Source organism: bacterium (genome assembly GCA_016703265.1).
GTDB lineage: Bacteria > Krumholzibacteriota > Krumholzibacteriia > LZORAL124-64-63 > LZORAL124-64-63 > CAINDZ01.
Genome location: JADJCK010000001.1, coordinates 539,396 through 555,623, shown reverse-complemented (window position 1 = coordinate 555,623; position 16,228 = coordinate 539,396). Strand labels below are relative to the sequence as shown.

Annotated in this window: 13 protein-coding genes; 10 read left to right on the top strand and 3 right to left on the bottom strand. The window is 69.4% G+C overall.

Annotated elements, in window-relative coordinates; translation table 11 throughout:
- Positions 1-2: 2 nt before the first annotated feature.
- The 6 genes from IPG61_02485 (at position 3) to IPG61_02460 (ending at position 7,910) form a co-directional block, all read left to right on the top strand.
- Positions 3-1,250, top strand: a complete 1,248-nt coding sequence (locus tag IPG61_02485) for a lipopolysaccharide biosynthesis protein (GenBank protein MBK6732958.1) — start codon at positions 3-5, stop codon at positions 1,248-1,250.
- Between the two features lie 108 nt (positions 1,251-1,358).
- A complete protein-coding gene (locus IPG61_02480; protein MBK6732957.1) occupies positions 1,359-2,501 on the top strand; it encodes an oligosaccharide repeat unit polymerase in 1,143 nt (380 codons plus the stop codon).
- Positions 2,494-3,537 (top strand): glycosyltransferase, encoded by a 1,044-nt coding sequence (locus IPG61_02475; protein MBK6732956.1) that lies wholly within the window; start codon positions 2,494-2,496, stop codon positions 3,535-3,537. Before IPG61_02480 ends, IPG61_02475 begins: the two co-directional genes overlap by 8 nt.
- A 383-nt stretch (positions 3,538-3,920) precedes the next feature.
- Positions 3,921-4,190, top strand: a complete 270-nt coding sequence (rpsO, locus tag IPG61_02470; protein ID MBK6732955.1) for a 30S ribosomal protein S15 — start codon at positions 3,921-3,923, stop codon at positions 4,188-4,190.
- Between the two features lie 177 nt (positions 4,191-4,367).
- On the top strand, positions 4,368-6,569 hold the full coding sequence (locus tag IPG61_02465; GenBank protein MBK6732954.1) for a polyribonucleotide nucleotidyltransferase: 2,202 nt from the start codon (positions 4,368-4,370) through the stop codon (positions 6,567-6,569).
- Positions 6,570-6,647: 78 nt separating this feature from the next.
- Complete coding sequence (locus tag IPG61_02460; GenBank protein MBK6732953.1) at positions 6,648-7,910, top strand: insulinase family protein; 1,263 nt, start codon at positions 6,648-6,650, stop codon at positions 7,908-7,910.
- Positions 7,911-7,932: 22 nt separating this feature from the next.
- Here the strand turns inward: IPG61_02460 and IPG61_02455 are convergent, their stop codons facing one another.
- The 3 genes from IPG61_02455 to IPG61_02445 all read right to left on the bottom strand — a co-directional run bounded on the left by IPG61_02455 (position 7,933) and on the right by IPG61_02445 (position 12,521).
- The gene (locus IPG61_02455) at positions 7,933-9,153 is read right to left on the bottom strand and encodes an aminotransferase class I/II-fold pyridoxal phosphate-dependent enzyme (protein MBK6732952.1); all 1,221 of its coding nucleotides are present in this window, start codon (positions 9,151-9,153) and stop codon (positions 7,933-7,935) included.
- 197 nt (positions 9,154-9,350) lie between these two features.
- Entirely contained in the window at positions 9,351-10,421 is a 1,071-nt protein-coding gene (locus tag IPG61_02450; protein ID MBK6732951.1) for a DUF4388 domain-containing protein, read from the bottom strand.
- 12 nt (positions 10,422-10,433) lie between these two features.
- On the bottom strand, positions 10,434-12,521 hold the full coding sequence (locus IPG61_02445) for a hypothetical protein (protein ID MBK6732950.1): 2,088 nt from the start codon (positions 12,519-12,521) through the stop codon (positions 10,434-10,436).
- A gap of 179 nt (positions 12,522-12,700) precedes the next feature.
- Between IPG61_02445 and IPG61_02440 the strand changes: the two genes are divergently transcribed.
- The 4 genes from IPG61_02440 to IPG61_02425 all read left to right on the top strand — a co-directional run bounded on the left by IPG61_02440 (position 12,701) and on the right by IPG61_02425 (position 16,163).
- Positions 12,701-13,279 carry a hypothetical protein gene (locus IPG61_02440; protein MBK6732949.1) on the top strand — a complete coding sequence of 193 codons (579 nt, stop codon included), beginning with the start codon at positions 12,701-12,703 and terminating at the stop codon, positions 13,277-13,279.
- Entirely contained in the window at positions 13,198-14,463 is a 1,266-nt protein-coding gene (locus IPG61_02435) for a hypothetical protein (protein ID MBK6732948.1), read from the top strand. Before IPG61_02440 ends, IPG61_02435 begins: the two co-directional genes overlap by 82 nt.
- Positions 14,464-14,496: 33 nt before the next feature.
- On the top strand, positions 14,497-15,165 hold the full coding sequence (locus IPG61_02430; protein MBK6732947.1) for a TrkA family potassium uptake protein: 669 nt from the start codon (positions 14,497-14,499) through the stop codon (positions 15,163-15,165).
- Positions 15,166-15,392: 227 nt separating this feature from the next.
- The gene (locus IPG61_02425) at positions 15,393-16,163 is read left to right on the top strand and encodes a peptidylprolyl isomerase (GenBank protein ID MBK6732946.1); all 771 of its coding nucleotides are present in this window, start codon (positions 15,393-15,395) and stop codon (positions 16,161-16,163) included.
- Positions 16,164-16,228 lie beyond the last annotated feature (65 nt).

Here is a 16,228-nt window from a genome sequence, read left to right as displayed (position 1 = left end):
CGATGGCCGCGCTCTCCCTGCGCCGGAACTTCGCCTGGACCCTGGTGGGCAACATCGTCTACGCGCTGTGCCTGTGGGCGCAGCTGGCGCTGCTCACCAAGCTGGGCGGCCCCGAGGTGGTGGGCCGGTTCTCGCTGGGCTCGGCCATCGCCTCGCCGGTGCTCATGTTCGCGCAGCTGAGCCTGCGGCCCGTGCTGGCCTCCGACGCGCGCGGCGAGTACACGTTCCAGGACTACCTGGGCCTGCGCGTGGCGCTGCTGCCGCCGGCGCTGCTGGTCGTGGGCCTGGTCGCCTGGTTCGGCTATTCACCGGCGCAGACGCTGGTCATCTGCCTGTTCGGCCTCGGTCGCGCCGTCGAATCCATGTCCGACATCTACTTCGGCTTCCAGCAGAAGCAGGAGCGCATGGACCTGGCCGCGGTCTCGCTCATGGCCAAGGGCGTGGCGGCGCTGGCCCTGTTCGGCGTCGTGTTCCGCACCACCGGCTCGCTCGACCTGAGCCTGGCCTCGATGGTGGCGGGCTGGCTGCTGGTGCTGGTCGTGTTCGACCTGCCGCGCACGGCCCGGCTCGTGCGCGCCTGCCCCGGCCAATCGATGCGGCCGCGCTTCGACCGCGCCGTCATGCGGCGCCTGGCCCTGCTCTCGCTGCCCATGGGCACGGTATTCCTGGCCATCCAGCTGCGTGCCACCATCCCGCGCGCCATCCTCGAGCGCTCGCACGGCGAGGCCGATCTGGGCATCTTCTCGGCGCTCTCGTACCTGGTCATCGCCGGCAACACCATGACACAGGCCCTCGCGCAGTCGTCCCTGGCCGGGCTGGGCCGCGACGTCGCGGCGCGCGACACGGCCAACCTGCGTCGTCGCCTGCGCCAGCTCACGCTGCTGGGCGTGGGCCTCGGCATTGCCGGCGTGGTCGTCTCGGTCGTCGCGGGCGGGCCGCTGCTCTCGCTGATGTACACGCCCGAGTACGCCACGCAGGTGCCGCTGCTGGTGCTGGTCATGGCCGGCGGCGCCGTGCTCTACGTGGCCAGCCTGCTCGGGGCGCCGGCCACGGCCATGCGCGCCTTCACGTCGCAGCTGTGGGTGCACCTCACCTCGGTGGCGGCCATGTTCGCCGCCGGCGCCGTGCTCGTGCCGCGCCTGGGCATGATGGGCGCCGCCTGGACCATGCTCATCGGCTCGGCCTGGGTGCTGGTGGGCACGGGGGAGATCGTGCGGCGCGGCCTGCGCAGGCTGGAGGGCGCGCCATGATGGGGTTCGGCGATGTCCTGTGGCTTGTCATCTTCCTGCTGACGGGCGCGGGAGCCCTGCTGGGATCGTGGCGGCTGTTCGGGCACTGGTTCACCCCTGAGCCTGCTGGTGTGCATCAACTGTGCATCGGTGTGCGCCTACCACCTGCGGTTGCTGGGGATGAAGGACGTCTCGGCCGCCACGCACCTGGTCCTGCTCTCGTGCCTGCTGGCTTATGCCCTCGGTTGCGCCGTTGCCGTGAGGCGCCGGCCGCCGCCGCCCGAAGCCGTGCTCGGCAACCTGGACACGCGCGGCCTTGTCGCCTTCTTCCACATCACGGCCGCCATCGCCACGGTGGGCTGGATGACCGCGGCCTTCATCCTGGTCACGCGCCGCGGCGGGATCGGCATGCTGCTGGCCCACCTGTGGATGCTGCAGGACGAGTTCCAGATGCAGGGCATCGGCTACATGAACATGCTGGGCATCCTGGTGCTGCCGGCGTTCGTGCTCAAGCGTGCCTGCGGGCTGCGCGGGCGGTTCGATGTGCCGCTGGTGCTCAGTGCGCTGTTCGGGCTGCTGCTCGCCGGCATCAAGGGCTTCGTGTTCTACTCGGCGCTCACCGCACTGGTCACCTGGAGCCTGGCGCGCCCGGACCGGTTCCGCCCGCGCCACCTGGCCGTCACGGGGGCGGTGCTGCTCGGGTTCTTCGTGATCTACAACAGCAAGGTCGACATCTTCGTCTCGGACATCGTGACGGCAGGCAACGGCTGGTTCGCGAGCGTGCCGCAACTGCACTGGCCGTACCTCTACTTCGTGGGCGCCTGGCCGGCGATGCAGAACATCCTCGACGGGCAGGTGGCGCCTCCGGCCATTGCCGGCGCCGTGACGCTGAACGCGATCTGGAAACCCGCCGGCGACCTGCTGGGCCTGGTCGATTCGGTGCCGTTCGCCCTCCCGTTCACCGACATCGGGGCGACGCTGTTCAATGTCTACTCCATGTTCGGCATCCTCTACCAGGAGTGGACCTGGCCGGGCGCCGTGGCCATCTGCGGCCTGCTCGGCTTCGTGGGCACGCGCCTCTACCTGCGCGCGCGGTGGCCGGGCTACTGGGGACACGTCCTGGTCTACGCGCTGTTCGCCTACGGCCTGTTCATGAGCTGCTTCATGTACGTCTACCGCTTCAACGAGGCGGTGCTCATGCTCTACCTGTACGGGCTAGCGTTCGTGCTGCTGCGCGGCGGCGTGCTGGTCGATCGGAGACGGCATGACTGAGCGGTTGCGCGTGACGGCGCTGACCGGCGGCAAGGCGGTGCCTTCGGCGCGCTTCCGCGTCGAGCAACTGGCGCCGGCCCTGGACCGCGCAGGCATCGATCTCGACCTGCGCATTGCGCGCGTGTCCAGCTTTCCGCCGCGCAACCGCTGGTTGCGTCCGCTGTGGCTGCCGGCCACCGTGCTGGCGCGCATTCCCGCCGTGGCGGCAACGCATAGGGCAGGCCCGGCAACCGCGTCACGCTTCTGCAGCGAGTTCGTCAGCACGCTGAACACGCCCGAGTTCGCCACGGCGCGGCCGCGCGTGCTCGATGTCGACGACGCCATCTGGCTTCGCCGCGGCGGGGGCTTCGCCGCGCGGCTGGCCCGGCAGTGCGACGTGGTCGTGGCCGGCAACACCTACCTGGCCGAGTGGTTCGGGCAGCACTGTGAACGGGTCGAGGTGCTGCCGACGGCCGTCGACACCTCGCTGTTCGCGCCGTCCACCGGCGAGGTGGTGGAGTCGCGCCCGCCGGCGGTGGGCTGGATCGGCACCTCGACCAACTACCCGTCGCTGCTTCTGTGGAAGGACGCGCTGCGCGAGGTGCTGGAGCGGTTCCCCGAACTGCGCCTGCGCCTGTGCGCCGACCGGCCGCTGCCGACCGGCGTGTTCCCGGAGGGTCGCGTCGACTGGGTGCCGTGGAGCCCGGCGGCCGAGGCGCCGTTCCTGCGCTCGCTCGACCTCGGGCTGATGCCGCTGGCCGACTCGCCCTGGGCCCGGGGCAAGTGCTCCTTCAAGATGCTGCAATACCTGGCCTGCGGGGTGCCGGCGGTGGTGTCGCCGGTCGGCATGAACGTCGAAGTGCTCGCCGGCGCCAACGTCGGACGGGCAGCCGCCGCGCCCGGTGAAGCCGCCGCCGCCATCATCGACCTGCTCCAGGACGAGGCCACCCGCCGCTCCCTGGGCCGGGCCGGACGCCGCCTGGTGCAGGAGTCCTATAGCGTCGATGTGGTGGCGCCCCGCCTGGCCGCCATCCTGCGGGAGGCTGCCCGCCAGTAGGGCACACGCCCCTCAAGTTGAGGTTTCCCTTGACGATACCTACTTCCGGACGGCCGCCGGGCCGGGAAGCGCACCCCGCGGGAACGCTCCCGGAACCGGGGCCAAGGGCCCGGCTTTGCGCTTGCATCGCCCAAACGGCCCCTATCTTGTCCAACGCGAGTTCCGGGCCGGGGTCGTGGGCGGCAACGTCCGCCGATTCCAGCCCGGCAGTTCGCGTGCAATTCGTACGGCGGGTCGGCGCCGTCACCCGGTTCCGGAATGTTCCGGAACGGGTGCACTGGTCCCGCCTCGTTCCCGTTGACGCATCGGCAGACGGGAAAAGGCGGCCGGCCTGCGGCCATCGTGACGCCGCGGCGTGACGTGTTTTCTGGAGGTTCTGGACGATGGCACTGACCAAGGATCAGAAGGACGCGGTGATCGGCAAGTACCGCAAGCACGAGGGTGACTCGGGCTCGCCGGAAGTGCAGATCGCGCTGCTCACCATGCGGATCAACACCCTGGGCGATCACTTCAAGATGCACAAGGCGGATCACCATTCCCGCCGCGGGCTGCTGAAGATGGTCGGTCAGCGGAAGCGGCTGCTGTCCTACCTGAAGAAGAAGGACCTTGAGGGGTATCGCGCCCTGATCAAGGACCTGGGCATCCGGGGCTGATGACAGTCACCGGAACGTGAGCCCTGCAGGCTGTCGGTCGCGCCGCTGGACGGCGCGGCCGACTGCCGTTTTCAGCGGGGTCACCTGCGGACGGGCGCAAAAGCTGCGCCCACGGAGCGCTTCCGGCAATAGGGCCGTTGGCGCGCTGAGCAAGCGGATGGAAGGAATGAACGAGTTATGTTGAACAAGCAGACTGTAAGCCTCGAGATGAACGGGACGACCTTCAGTCTCGAGACCGGCCGCATGGCCCGACAGGCCAGCGGCTCCTGCGTCGTGCGCATGGGCGACACGATGAGCCTGCTCGCGGTCGCCGCCGACCAGAAGCCGACCGACAAGGACTTCCTGCCCTTGATGGTCGAATACCGTGACAAGACCTACGCCGCCGGCAAGATCCCGGGCGGCTTCTTCAAGCGCGAAGGCAAGCCGACCGAGCGTGAGATCCTCACCGCCCGGTTGATCGATCGCCCGTTGCGCCCGCTGTTCCCCAAGGGGTACCGCAACGAGACGCAGATCATCGCCTTCATCATCAGCGCCGACACCGAATTCCACGCCGACACGCTGAGCATCACCGGTGCCTCGATGGCGCTGGCGCTCTCTGACGTCCCGTTCCACGAGATCGTCTCGGGCATCCGCGTGGCCGACCTCGACGGCGAGTTCGTGCCGAACCCGAGCTTCGAGCAGCTCGAGTCCTCGTGCATGGACCTGATCGTGGCCGGCACCGACGACATCGTCTGCATGATCGAGGGCGAATGCCTGGAAGTGCCCGAAGACCGGCTGCTCGACGCGATCGAGTTCGCGCACGGCTGGATTCGCAAGCTGAACGCCCTGCAGCGCGAACTGCTGCAGAAGGCCGGCGGCAAGACCAAGTGGGCCGACCCGGTGGTCGCCGACACCTCGGCCAACCTGGCCAAGGTCGTCGAGTTCGTCGGTGGAGAGCTGAAGGCCGCGATCACGGTCAAGGGCAAGCACGAGCGCGCCGACGCGCTGGATGCCGCCAAGGCCAAGGTTGCCACCCAGTTCATGACCGCCGAGGGCAAGGCCGACCCGGCCATGATGGAGGCCTTCGCCAAGGCCGAGAAGAAGCTCATGCGCGAGATGATCCTCACCGAGGGCACCCGCGCCGACGGCCGCAACCTGACCACGGTCCGGCCGATCACCATCGAGACCGGCGTGCTCCCGCGCGCGCACGGCTCCTGCCTGTTCACCCGCGGCGAGACGCAGGCCCTGGGCACCGTCACGCTGGGCAGCAAGCAGGCCGAGCAGCGCATCGAGCCGCTGGGCGGCGAGCAGTACTGGTCGAAGTACTACCTGCACTACAATTTCCCGCCGTTCTCGGTCGGTGAGACGGGTCGCTACAGCGGCACCGGTCGCCGCGAGATCGGCCACGGCAAGCTGGCCGAGCGCGCCATCCGGCCGATCCTGCCCGAACTCGAGGACTTCCCGTACACCATCCGCCTGGTGTCGGACATCCTCGAGAGCAACGGTTCGTCGTCGATGGCCACCGTCTGCGCATGCTGCCTGGCGCTCATGGATGCCGGCGCGCCGATCCGCAAGGCCGTGGCCGGCGTGGCCATGGGCCTGGTGAAGGAAGACGACCGCATCGCGGTGCTGACCGACATCCTGGGCGTCGAGGACCACCTCGGCGACATGGACTTCAAGGTCACCGGCACGCGCGACGGCATCACCGCCTTCCAGCTGGACACCAAGATCGCCGGCATCAGCCGCGCGGTCATGAACAAGGCCCTGGGCGACGCGAAGGCGGCCCGCCTGCACATCCTGAACGTGATGGATGAGCACCTGGCCGGCCCGCGCGCGACGATGAGCCCGTACGCCCCGAAGATCGACACGGTGCAGATCCCGGTCAGCAAGATCGGCACGCTCATCGGCCCGGGCGGCAAGGTCATCAAGCGCATCCAGGAAGAGACCGGCGCCACCATCGAGGTGGACGACGAGGGAATGGTCTTCATTTCCAGCATCGACCAGGCGGGCGGCGCGGCGGCCATGGCCTACGTGACCGGCCTGATGGCCGAGCCGGAAGTGGGCCGCGTCTACAAGGGTGTGGTCAAGACGATCGTCGACTTCGGCGCCTTCGTCGAGTTCCTGCCCGGCAAGGACGGCCTGCTGCACATCTCGGAGCTGGAGTACCGCCGCGTGGCCAACGTCGAGGACGTGCTGCAGGTGGGCGACTCCATCGAGGTCAAGCTGGTCGAGATCGACAGCCGTACGGGCAAGGTGCGCTTGAGCCGCAAGGCCCTGCTGCCGGCCCCCGAGGGCTGGGTCGAGCCCGAGCGGCGCGAGCGCCCGGACAGCGGCGGCCGTGACCGCGACCGTGGCGGTCGGGACCGTGACCGTGGCGGTCGCGGCGGACCGCGCCGGTAGCCGAAACAGATGATGAACCTCGATCCCTACAGGAACGAGAATCCGCCCCGCCGGGAAACACTTCCCGGCGGGGCGGTCATGCTGACGGCGACCCTGCCGTCGGCCACCGCCGTGACGCTCGGTGTCTGGCTGCGCAAGGGCAGCCAGGAAGAGTCGCCGCAGCTCGGCGGCATTTCCCACTTCCTCGAGCACATGGTCTTCAAGGGCACCCGGCGGCGCAGCGCGTTCGAGCTGGCTGCCGGCTTCGACGCCATCGGTGCCGCGGTCGACGCCTTCACCACCAAGGACCTCGTGGCCTTCACGGTGAAGGTGCTGCCCGAGTACTTCGCGACGGCCTCCGACCTGCTGGCCGAGATGCTGCTCGAGCCCGCGTTCGCGGCCGACCTCACGGCGCTCGAACAGGACGTGGTCTGCGAGGAGATCCAGGAAGCCCTGGACACCCCCGAAGACCGCCTGCACGATGCCTTCGCTTCGCGCATCTACGGCAGCCATCCGCGCGGCCGGCCCATCCTGGGCACACCGGCCTCGGTGCGCTCGTTCGGGCCCGACGTGCTGCGCGCGCAGCACGCCAAGCTGTTCGCGGCTCCCAACCTGGTGGTCTCGCTGGCCGGCAACATCGACGAGAGCTTCCGCGACCGCGTCGCCACGCTTTTCGGCGGTGGCGTGGCCAGTGCGCCGGCGCCTGCCGCGGCCGACCTGGGCGCGCCGCAGTCCGGCCCTGAGCCGGAGCCCGTCGACGACCCGTATCGCCTGGACCTGTGCAGCCCGATCCTGCAGACGTACTTCGAGGCCGGCAACGTGGGCGTCTCCTACGGGCACGCCGATCGCCTGGCCATCTACCTGCTGGTGAACCTGCTGGGCGGGGGCATGAGCAGCCGCATCTTCCAGTCCGTGCGCGAGCGCGAGGGACTGGCCTACACCGTCTACAACTACCACGACATGGGACGTGACACCGGGCTGGTCAGCTGCTCGGGCTCGTGCTCGCCGGACAAATTGCCGCGACTGGAGGAGGTGCTCCGCCTGGAGTATCGCCGCCTGCTCACCGACGGCATTCCCGACGCCGAACTGGACAGCAACAAGGCGCAGCTGAAGTCGCAGCTCATCTTCTCGCTCGACGGCGTCTCGAACCAGATGTACCGCGCGGCGCGCAACGAGATCTACTACGGGCGTTTCGTACCCGTGGCCGAGCTGGTCGACGGCATCGACAAGGTGGACCGCGAGCAGCTCATGCGCTGCGCGCACACCTGGTTCGATCCCGACAAGGTGCTGTTCGCCGTGCACGGGCCGGGCGAGGGCGCCGAGGCCGACGACGATGATGACGATGACGACGGATCCGAATAGCCCCGGCTAGGACAAGCCCCGACTAGCTCCAGTCGAAGCCCGCATCCTCGAGCAATCCCAGGATCTTCGTGATCGTGGCCGTGGGCGCCACCAGCGACATGCGCGCGTAGCCGCGCCCGTGCACGCCGAAGCCGCTGCCCGGCGAGACGAGCACGCCCGTCTTCGCGAACACGTCCTGCACGAACTTGAAGTCGTCGTCGCCCCAGGCCTTCGGGATGCGCGCCCAGATGTACAGCGTGGCCGAAGGCGACGGCACCTGCCAGCCCAGCTTGCGCAGCCCCGCCACCATCTGGTTGCGGCGGCGCAGGTACATCTCGCGGTTCTCCTTCACCGTCTGCCCGCCGTACCGCAGTGCCGCGACCGCCGCCATCTGGATGCCGGCGAACAGCGAGAAGTCCACGTGGCTCTTCAGGCGGCCCAGGTTGGCGATGGGCTCGCTGCCGCCCACCACGAAGCCCACGCGCCAGCCGGCCAGGTTGTGGCTCTTGCTGAGGCTCTGGAACTCCACGGCCACGTCGAAGGCGCCCGGCACCTGCAGCACGCTGGGCGGCTGGTTGTCGGGGTCGAAGCCCAGCTCGGTGTAGGCCGCGTCCGAGACCAGCATCACCTGGTGGCGCCGGCACCACTCGACGGCCTTCGTGAAGAAGGCCAGGTCGACCACGCCGCCGGTCGGGTTGTTCGGGTAGTTCAGGATCAGCATGCGCGAACGCGCGGCCACGTCGGCCGGGATGTCCTCGAGGCGCGGCACGTAGCCGTCCTCCTCGCGCAGCTTCAGTTCCCAGATGTCGGCTTCGCACAGGTGCGCCGCGCCGAAATACGCCGGGTAGCAGGGGCTGGGGATGATGATGCCGTCGCCCGGATTAAGGTAGGCACGCATCAGGTTGGCGAGGCCTTCCTTCGAGCCGATGAGCGGCAGCGCCTGCGTCTGCGGGTCCAGCCGCACGCCGAAGCGTTCGAAGTACCAGTTGGCGATGGCTTCACGGTAGCGCGGCAGGCCGTTGAAGGTGCCGTACCGGTGGCAGTTCCAGCTCTCGTCGTTCAGGGCTTCGGTCATGGCCGCGACCACGGCGGGCGCGGGGCGCAGGTCGGGGTTGCCGACGCTCAGGTCATAGACCTCGCGCCCGGCAGCCACGGCCTCGTCGCGCATCCTGAACAGCGTAGCGAAGACGTAGGTGGGCAGCTTCGAGACGCGCTCGGCGCATGGCACCACGAACGGGACGGCGGCCGGTGTCTGCTGGTTCATGTCGGCCTCGGGGTTCAGGGAGCCTTCGGCGCCCCCTTTGTTTCAGGGCGCCGCAACCGGTCCAACAAAGCGGTTTTCCGGTCGGAATCAAGGCGCAAACGACGGTGGGCGACAGCGACGGAATGAAAAGGCGTCGGAATGAAAAGCGGCGGGCAGCGCCCCGGGCCGAAGGAACCCGGATTGCCGCCCGCCGCCGGCTACGAACTGAGGCTGAAGCTGTCGTTGACCGTGTCCAGCGAGTACTGCCAGCCCAGCGACTCGACCGTTCCGGCCACCGAGGGTCCCAGCTGCCCGGCCCTGACCAGGGCCTGCAGGTTCTCGGGCCACTGGCCCTGCTGATAGCGGTAGAGCTGGGCCGCGGTGAGCACCTCGTGCCGCAGCTGCGACAGGCGCAGCGGACGGCCCGGGTCGTCGGTTGGCGCCGGAAGCATCGTGAAGCGGGCGCCCAGGAGAGCACCCATCAACACCACGCCGGCCAACGTCAACGGCACCGAGCGCAGGCCGGGCGTGCGCGGCAGCGCCAGCCCGTGGCCGCCTTCGCCATCGTCATCGTCTTCCTCGACGGGCAGGTGCTTGACCAGCACTTCCTCCTGGCACCAGGACTTCAGCAGGTCGCGCACCACAAAGCTCTCGGCCTTGCCCTGGCGGATGATGCGGCCGAGCGTCGAGCCCGACAGCGCCAGCTCCATGATGCGCTGCGCCGTCGGCGACAGCGCCTCGGGCGGCACTACCTTCCGTCCCGCCGTGAAGGTGATCGACTGCGAGGGCAGCACTTCCTTCAGCAGCGGCTCCTCGTCCAGGCGGCGTGCGGCCTCCATCAGCAGGCCCTGCACGTCCACGTGGTAGCGGTGCTTGACGCCGGGGGGCGTGTCCTTGCACGGGCTGAAGTAGTAGCGGCCGCGCCGCAGCTTCATGCCGGCATGGGTCATCTCCTGGGCCAGACCGCGCAGCGCGCGTTCCAGTTCGGCGTCGTCCATCAGGCCTTCGGAGACGAGGATCTCCGTCAGGTCCAGCGAACTGTTCTGGCCCACGTATTCGATGTGCTTCCACTGCGCCTCGGTGAACCAGCCGTACGCCCGCAGGAAGCTCTCGAGCGGGTCACGTTCGCGACTGCGACGGTCGCGCGTCGAGATGAGCACGCCCTTCTCGAAGATGAACACGAGATTGCGGTTCGTCTCGATGTTCAGGAACCCGGTCTTCTGCTGGCTGGCCAGCAGCTGGAGGATCTCCGCCAGGTTGAAATCGCTCAGTTGGCCTTCCAGGGCCATGGTCGACCTCCGTTAGCGCGCGCCGGCGCCGGCGCGCCGCGTCGTTGTTTTCTTGGCGGTACCCGTCGTGATCGTCGTGAAGCGTTCGTGCAACCGCCGCTTGAGCCCGGGGGCGTCGAGCAGCGCCGTCAGCCAGGCCAGGCCCAGCATGACCAGACCGGCCACCACCGGCACGCCGCCCAGGCCGGGCCACAGGGCGGCCGGCAGGGGGAGCCACAGCGGGTGGATGGTCTCCGAAGGAAGCAGCAGTCCCGGCGTGTTCAGTTCCGCGCCCGGGTCGAAGGCCCAGCCGGCGGCGACGAGGAACAGGCCGCCCGCCACCAGGCTCAGTCGCGTCCAGCCGGCCCAGAAGCAGCCGGTGGCCAGGTGGCCCGAACCGGGCACGAGACGGCCCATCAGCACGATGCGCGCGGAGTGCGCCAGGCCTTCGGCGCGCCCGCGGTTCTTCAGCAGGGTGCCCAGCACCAGTTCGCTCTTGGAGCGCACGGCCGTCTCGTTGCAGCCGGCGCAGAGCCACGCGCCTTCGTGCACGCCGCAGCACTTGCGGCACAGGGGAGAGCCGCAGTTGTCGCACTCGTGCGCCTCCTGCCGGCGACTGCGCCAGGCCACGGCCGCCAGTGCCAGCAGCAGCGGGGCGCCCACCAGCAGGTACAGCGGCACCGGCGGCGCACCCAGCAGGTTGCGCCAGCCCGACAGCGCCACCAGCGGGTCGTACTGGTCGCCTTCCCAGCGGCAGGCCTGCTCCAGCTGCGTACCGGTCAGCCCGGGATAGACCACGGCCGAGAAGCCGCCGCGGGGGTTCGGCTCGTGGTTCGCGCGCGGGGGGTCGAAGCCCAGCAGTCGCGCCTGGTCCAGCGAGGCGGTGGCCTCGGGCACGAACAGTTTCTTGAACTGCACCTGCGCGAGGTTGAACGGCACCTCACCGCTCTTGGGGAACTTCGTGGCGGCCTGCCGATAGGCAGCCATCGCCTCGTCCAGCTTGCCCATGTAGTAGAGATTGTTGGCCAGGCCCACGGTGGCGGCGAACGCGCCCGGTTCCAGCTCCAGCGCCTGCCTGAAGTGGCCGTCGCTCACCGCGAACGCGCCGCGCCGCGCCTCCTGCACGCCCAGGGCGGTCAGCAGGCGGGCCTTGCGCGACGGGTCGTCGGCCTGGGCCAGGCGCGTGGTGAGATTTTCCACCATCGAGGCCGACGGCGGCAGCGTGCAACCCTGCTCCAGCAGCATCACTTCGCTGCCGGGGTCGATGGTCGGCACCGCCGCCTTCAGCAGCGGCCAGCCCGGGAACGCCAGGCAGAGCATGATGAGCCAGGTGCTCAGCAGCAGGTTGTGGCGACGCCCGCGCGTCGTCACGAGCACCGGCACCGACAGCAGCGCCAGCACGCCCAGCCAGCCCGGGCGGAACGCCAGAATCAGGATCACGAGCAGCATCGGCAGCACCAGGCGCGGCCGGTGGTGGCGGTCCTTCAACAGCAGGGCCGACAGGTCATGTGACAACGTACGCCAGCGCCCGAGCCACAGGGCGACCACGAGCACGGTCCAGAAGATGGCCGTCGCCAGCAGCGCGCCCTGGTGCAGCGCGATCACGAATGGGCCACGGGCCACCGGCGAATCGACGAGGGTGCGCACCGACGCCGGCAGCACCTTGGCCAGCGTCGCGGTGTCCATGGCGCGCACCGACTGCGTCAGCGACCACCACTGGTAACGGGGATGGCCCGGCGCCGCTTCCAGCGCCGCCGCCATGTTCGTCGCCATGCCCGGCGTGTTGCCGGCCAGCGCCGCCTGGCGCGCCAGCCGGTAGTTCCAGGCGGCGCCCAGCGGGTCGTCGAGCCGCGGCGGGGCCTTGGCCACCCGGTCCACCTGGCCCTGGCTGCCGGTCACCGCGGGCAGGACCCGGCGGCTGATGGGCACTTCGGGCTGGGCATAGCGGGGGTCCGGCTCCGGCTCCACTTTCTCGCTCAGGAGCGTATCCAGGGGCGCCTGGGCTGTTTGTGCCGCCTGCGCGGGAGCGCGGGCAGCCAGGACAGGCTCGGGAAGGATCCCGGCCATCGCCAGAGCCCACAGTCCCAGAACCGGCAAACCGTTGCGGATGCGGAATGTCATGCGCGTTGCCACCTGCCTTCGGGGGCGCAATCGCCGGTTGAATCTTCGGCCGCCTCGACCCATCATGGACGGGCAGCGGACCGCCGGGCCGGCTTGGCCGGGCCCGGGTCTGCGCCATTACTATCGGGCGGAAAGGCGGGGCATTAACCGTTATTCCGCCCCGGCGGCCGGGGAGGCGCATGGAGGCGACAGGGGGCAGGATCGTCGGTTGGCGCCGTCTGGCGTTGATCCTCGCCGGGATCTGCGGCCTGACCGGCCTCATCATCGAATACGGAACCTATCCGGATGCCTGGGCCCTGCGGCTGGCCCACGGGCTGAGCACGGCCGCCGTGGTCCTCTTTCTCTGCGAGCAGCTGCTCGGGTGGCGGGCAGCGGAATCCTTCCGTTCCTACCTGCGCCTGCGGTGGCCCACGTTCGCCCTTTCCTGCCTCCTGGGATTGCAGGGCCTGGCCCTGATCGCGGGTGGCCGCACCGCCTGGCTGCGCCACACGCTGGAATCGCTCCGCCTGGAGTCGCTCACGCAGGCCTACCTGATCGTGATGCAGGTCTACCTGGTGGCGACCATCCTGCTGGAGCTGCCGCACCTGCACCGGCGCTTCGCCTCCCTGCGCATGAGGCCGGCCGTCGGCTTCATCGGCGCCTTCATCGTGGTCATCCTGCTGGGGCGGGGCTGCTCGTGCTGCCCCGCGCGACACCGGTCACGCAGCCGATCAACTTCCTCGACGCCCTGTTCACCTCCACCAGCGCCGTCTGCGTGACGGGCCTGGTCGTGCGCGACACCGGCACCGGGTTCACGCTCTTTGGCCAGACGGTGATCATGCTCCTGATCCAGCTGGGCGGCCTGGGCATCATGTCGCTGACCGCGGCCCTGAGCCTGCTGCTGGGCCGGGGCATCGGCGTGCGCGAGAACAGCCTGCTGCGCGAGGTCTTCCAGGTCCCGATGCTGGACGAGGCCGGGCGCGTGATCCGCGCCATCATCCTGGTCACCCTGGGCTGCGAGGCGGTGGGCGCCGCCTGCCTCTACATCGGCTTCTCGAACGGGCCGCCGCCGCCCGGCCCGCTGCTGTTCACGGCCGTGTTCCATTCCGTCAGCGCGTTCTGCAATGCCGGATTCGGCACCTACCCCGATTCGATGATGTCGTTCGCCGACAACCCGTGGGTGATGGCTCCGCTCAACCTGCTCATCATCGTGGGCGGCCTGGGCTTCGGCGTGCTGGTGCAGATCGTGGCCTGGTGGCGCGGCCGCATGTATCATCGCCACGGGCGCGACTACCGCCTCGGCCTGCACGGCCAGGTCGTGCTGACGGTCACGGCCGTGCTGCTGATTGCCGGCTGCGCGCTCATCGCGACCTTCGAGTGGAACGGCTCGCTGGGCGCGGTCGGGCCGGGGTTGAAGCTGGCGCAGGGATTCTTCCAGTCCACCACCTGCCGTACGGCGGGCTTCAACAGCATGGACCTGACGTTGTTGACCCAGGCTTCGCTGCTGGTCATGATCGTGTTGATGTACATCGGCGGCGCGCCGGGCTCCACGGCCGGCGGCGTGAAGGTCACGGCCGTGGCCATTGCCTGGGCCAACCTGCGCTCGATAGCGCAGGGGCGCAGCCGCGTCTGGATCGGGCGGCGCGAACTGGAGGCGGTGCACGTGCAGCGCGCGCTGCTGGTGTTGTCGGCGGCCCTGGTGGCCGCCGCGCTGGGTACGCTGATCCTGCTGCTGACCGAAGGCCGCGACCTCATGGTCACAACCTTCGAGGTGTTCTCCGCGCTGGGCACGGTGGGCCTCTCGCTGGGCCTGACGCCGTTCCTGACGCCGGCCGGGCAGCTGGTGATCATCATGCTGATGTTCATCGGCAGGCTCGGACCGCTGACGCTGGCCAGCAGCCTGACCGGCGACCTGCACGAGCCCCATGTGCGCCTGCCGCGCGGGCGGATCCTGATCGGTTGAGCGGGGCGCCCGCGCCCCTGAAAGGAAGACGAGATGATGAAGGTAGCGGTGATCGGGCTGGGCAAGTTCGGCAGTGCCGTGGCCCGGGCGCTGGCGCGGGGCGGCGCCGAGGTGCTGGCCGTCGACACCAGCGATCGCCTGGTGGAGGACGTGGCCGACGAGGTGTCGGTGGCCGTGGCCTTCGACGCCACCGACGTGGCCAACCTCAAGGCCTACAAAGTGGGCTCCATGGATGCCGTCGTCGTGGCCATGGCCACGAACTTCGAGGCCTCGGTCATGGTCACCATGCACTGCAAGACACTGGGGACCAAGCAGGTCTACGCCAAGGCCCTCAATGCGATGCAGGAAGGCGTGCTGCGGCGGATCGGCGCCGACTCGGTGGTCAAGCCCGAGCAGGACATGGGCATGCGCCTGGCCGACCACCTGCTGCACGACCGCGTGATGGAATTCGTGCAGCTGCCCGAGGGTTTCGCGCTCCGGCGCGTGAAGGTGCCCGCCGCCTGGGACGGCAAGTCGCTGGCTGAACTGAATCTCCTTGCGGCGCACCGACTGAACCTGGTGCAGATCCTGCGCCGCAATCCCGAAGGCACGGGACAGGACGCCGAGACGCGCATTCCGCTGCCGGGCGGCAAGGAAGTGCTGCACGACGGCGACCGGATCGACGTGATTGGTCCCGACAAGGCCGTGCACCGGCTGGATTGATGCCCAACGCGCGGCTTTCGCCGGGCCGCGAACCTGACAGTGGCGCAGCCCCCCGGCCTTCCCGGGGGGCTGCCCGTTTCCCGGGGTGGCCGTCCGCGCCGCGGCTGCTTATCATCGGGGGTCGGTCGGGGAACCGGCAACGCGGCCCCGGTGTTACGAATCGTTTCCGGCCCTGCATCACCCCAGACAGAGCGGCCGCCGCGGCGGCCGCGACTTCCGGAGGCACCATGCGTCCCGTTCCGAATGTGTTTCGCGCCCTGCTGGTCCTGTCGTTGACGGTTGCCTGCGTGGCGGCTGCCGTTTTGCCGACTGACGTCTCGGCGGCCCCGGCTGCCGGCGCCTCGCCGCAGTTCGTCCGCCTGCAGACCGAGGCCGGCGACATCCTGCTGGTGTTCTATCCCGGCCTGGCCCCGAACCACGTGGCCAACTTCAGGCACCTTGCTTCCACCGGGTTCTTCAACGGCACCCGCTTCCATCGCATCGTGCCCGGCTTCGTCATCCAGGGCGGCGATCCGAACAGCAAGGACGACGACCCGCGCAACGACGGCATGGGTGGTCCCACCGTGCGCGACGTGCTGACCGACGCCGAGTACCAGGCGGTGCAGAAGGCGGGCGAGGTGCTGGGTGCCAAGGGCTACGCCGGGCTCGAAGGTGCTGCCCGCCTCAAGGCCGAGTTCTCGACCAAGGTGAAGCACGTGCGCGGCTCGCTGAGCATGGCCCGCGGCCCCGACGTCGACTCGGCCGGCAGCCAGTTCTTCATCTGCGTGGCCGACACGCCGGCCCTCGACGGCAAGTACACCCTCTTCGGTCACGTCGTGACCGGCATGGATGTCGCCGACAAGATCGTCTCGGCGGAGAAGAATCCCGCTGCCGGACGCGATGCGCCCGCTATCCCGATCCAGATCTCGGCATTCGTCATCGACGGCACCGCCGGACTGACCGCGGCCGAACGCGCCGCCTGGGACGCCCTGCCCGCGAACCTGAAGGACGTCCGCTGAAAAAGCGCGTAGAAACGAACGCGGCCGAGGATGGTGCGCGTGTGACGCCACCCGCCGGCCCGAAG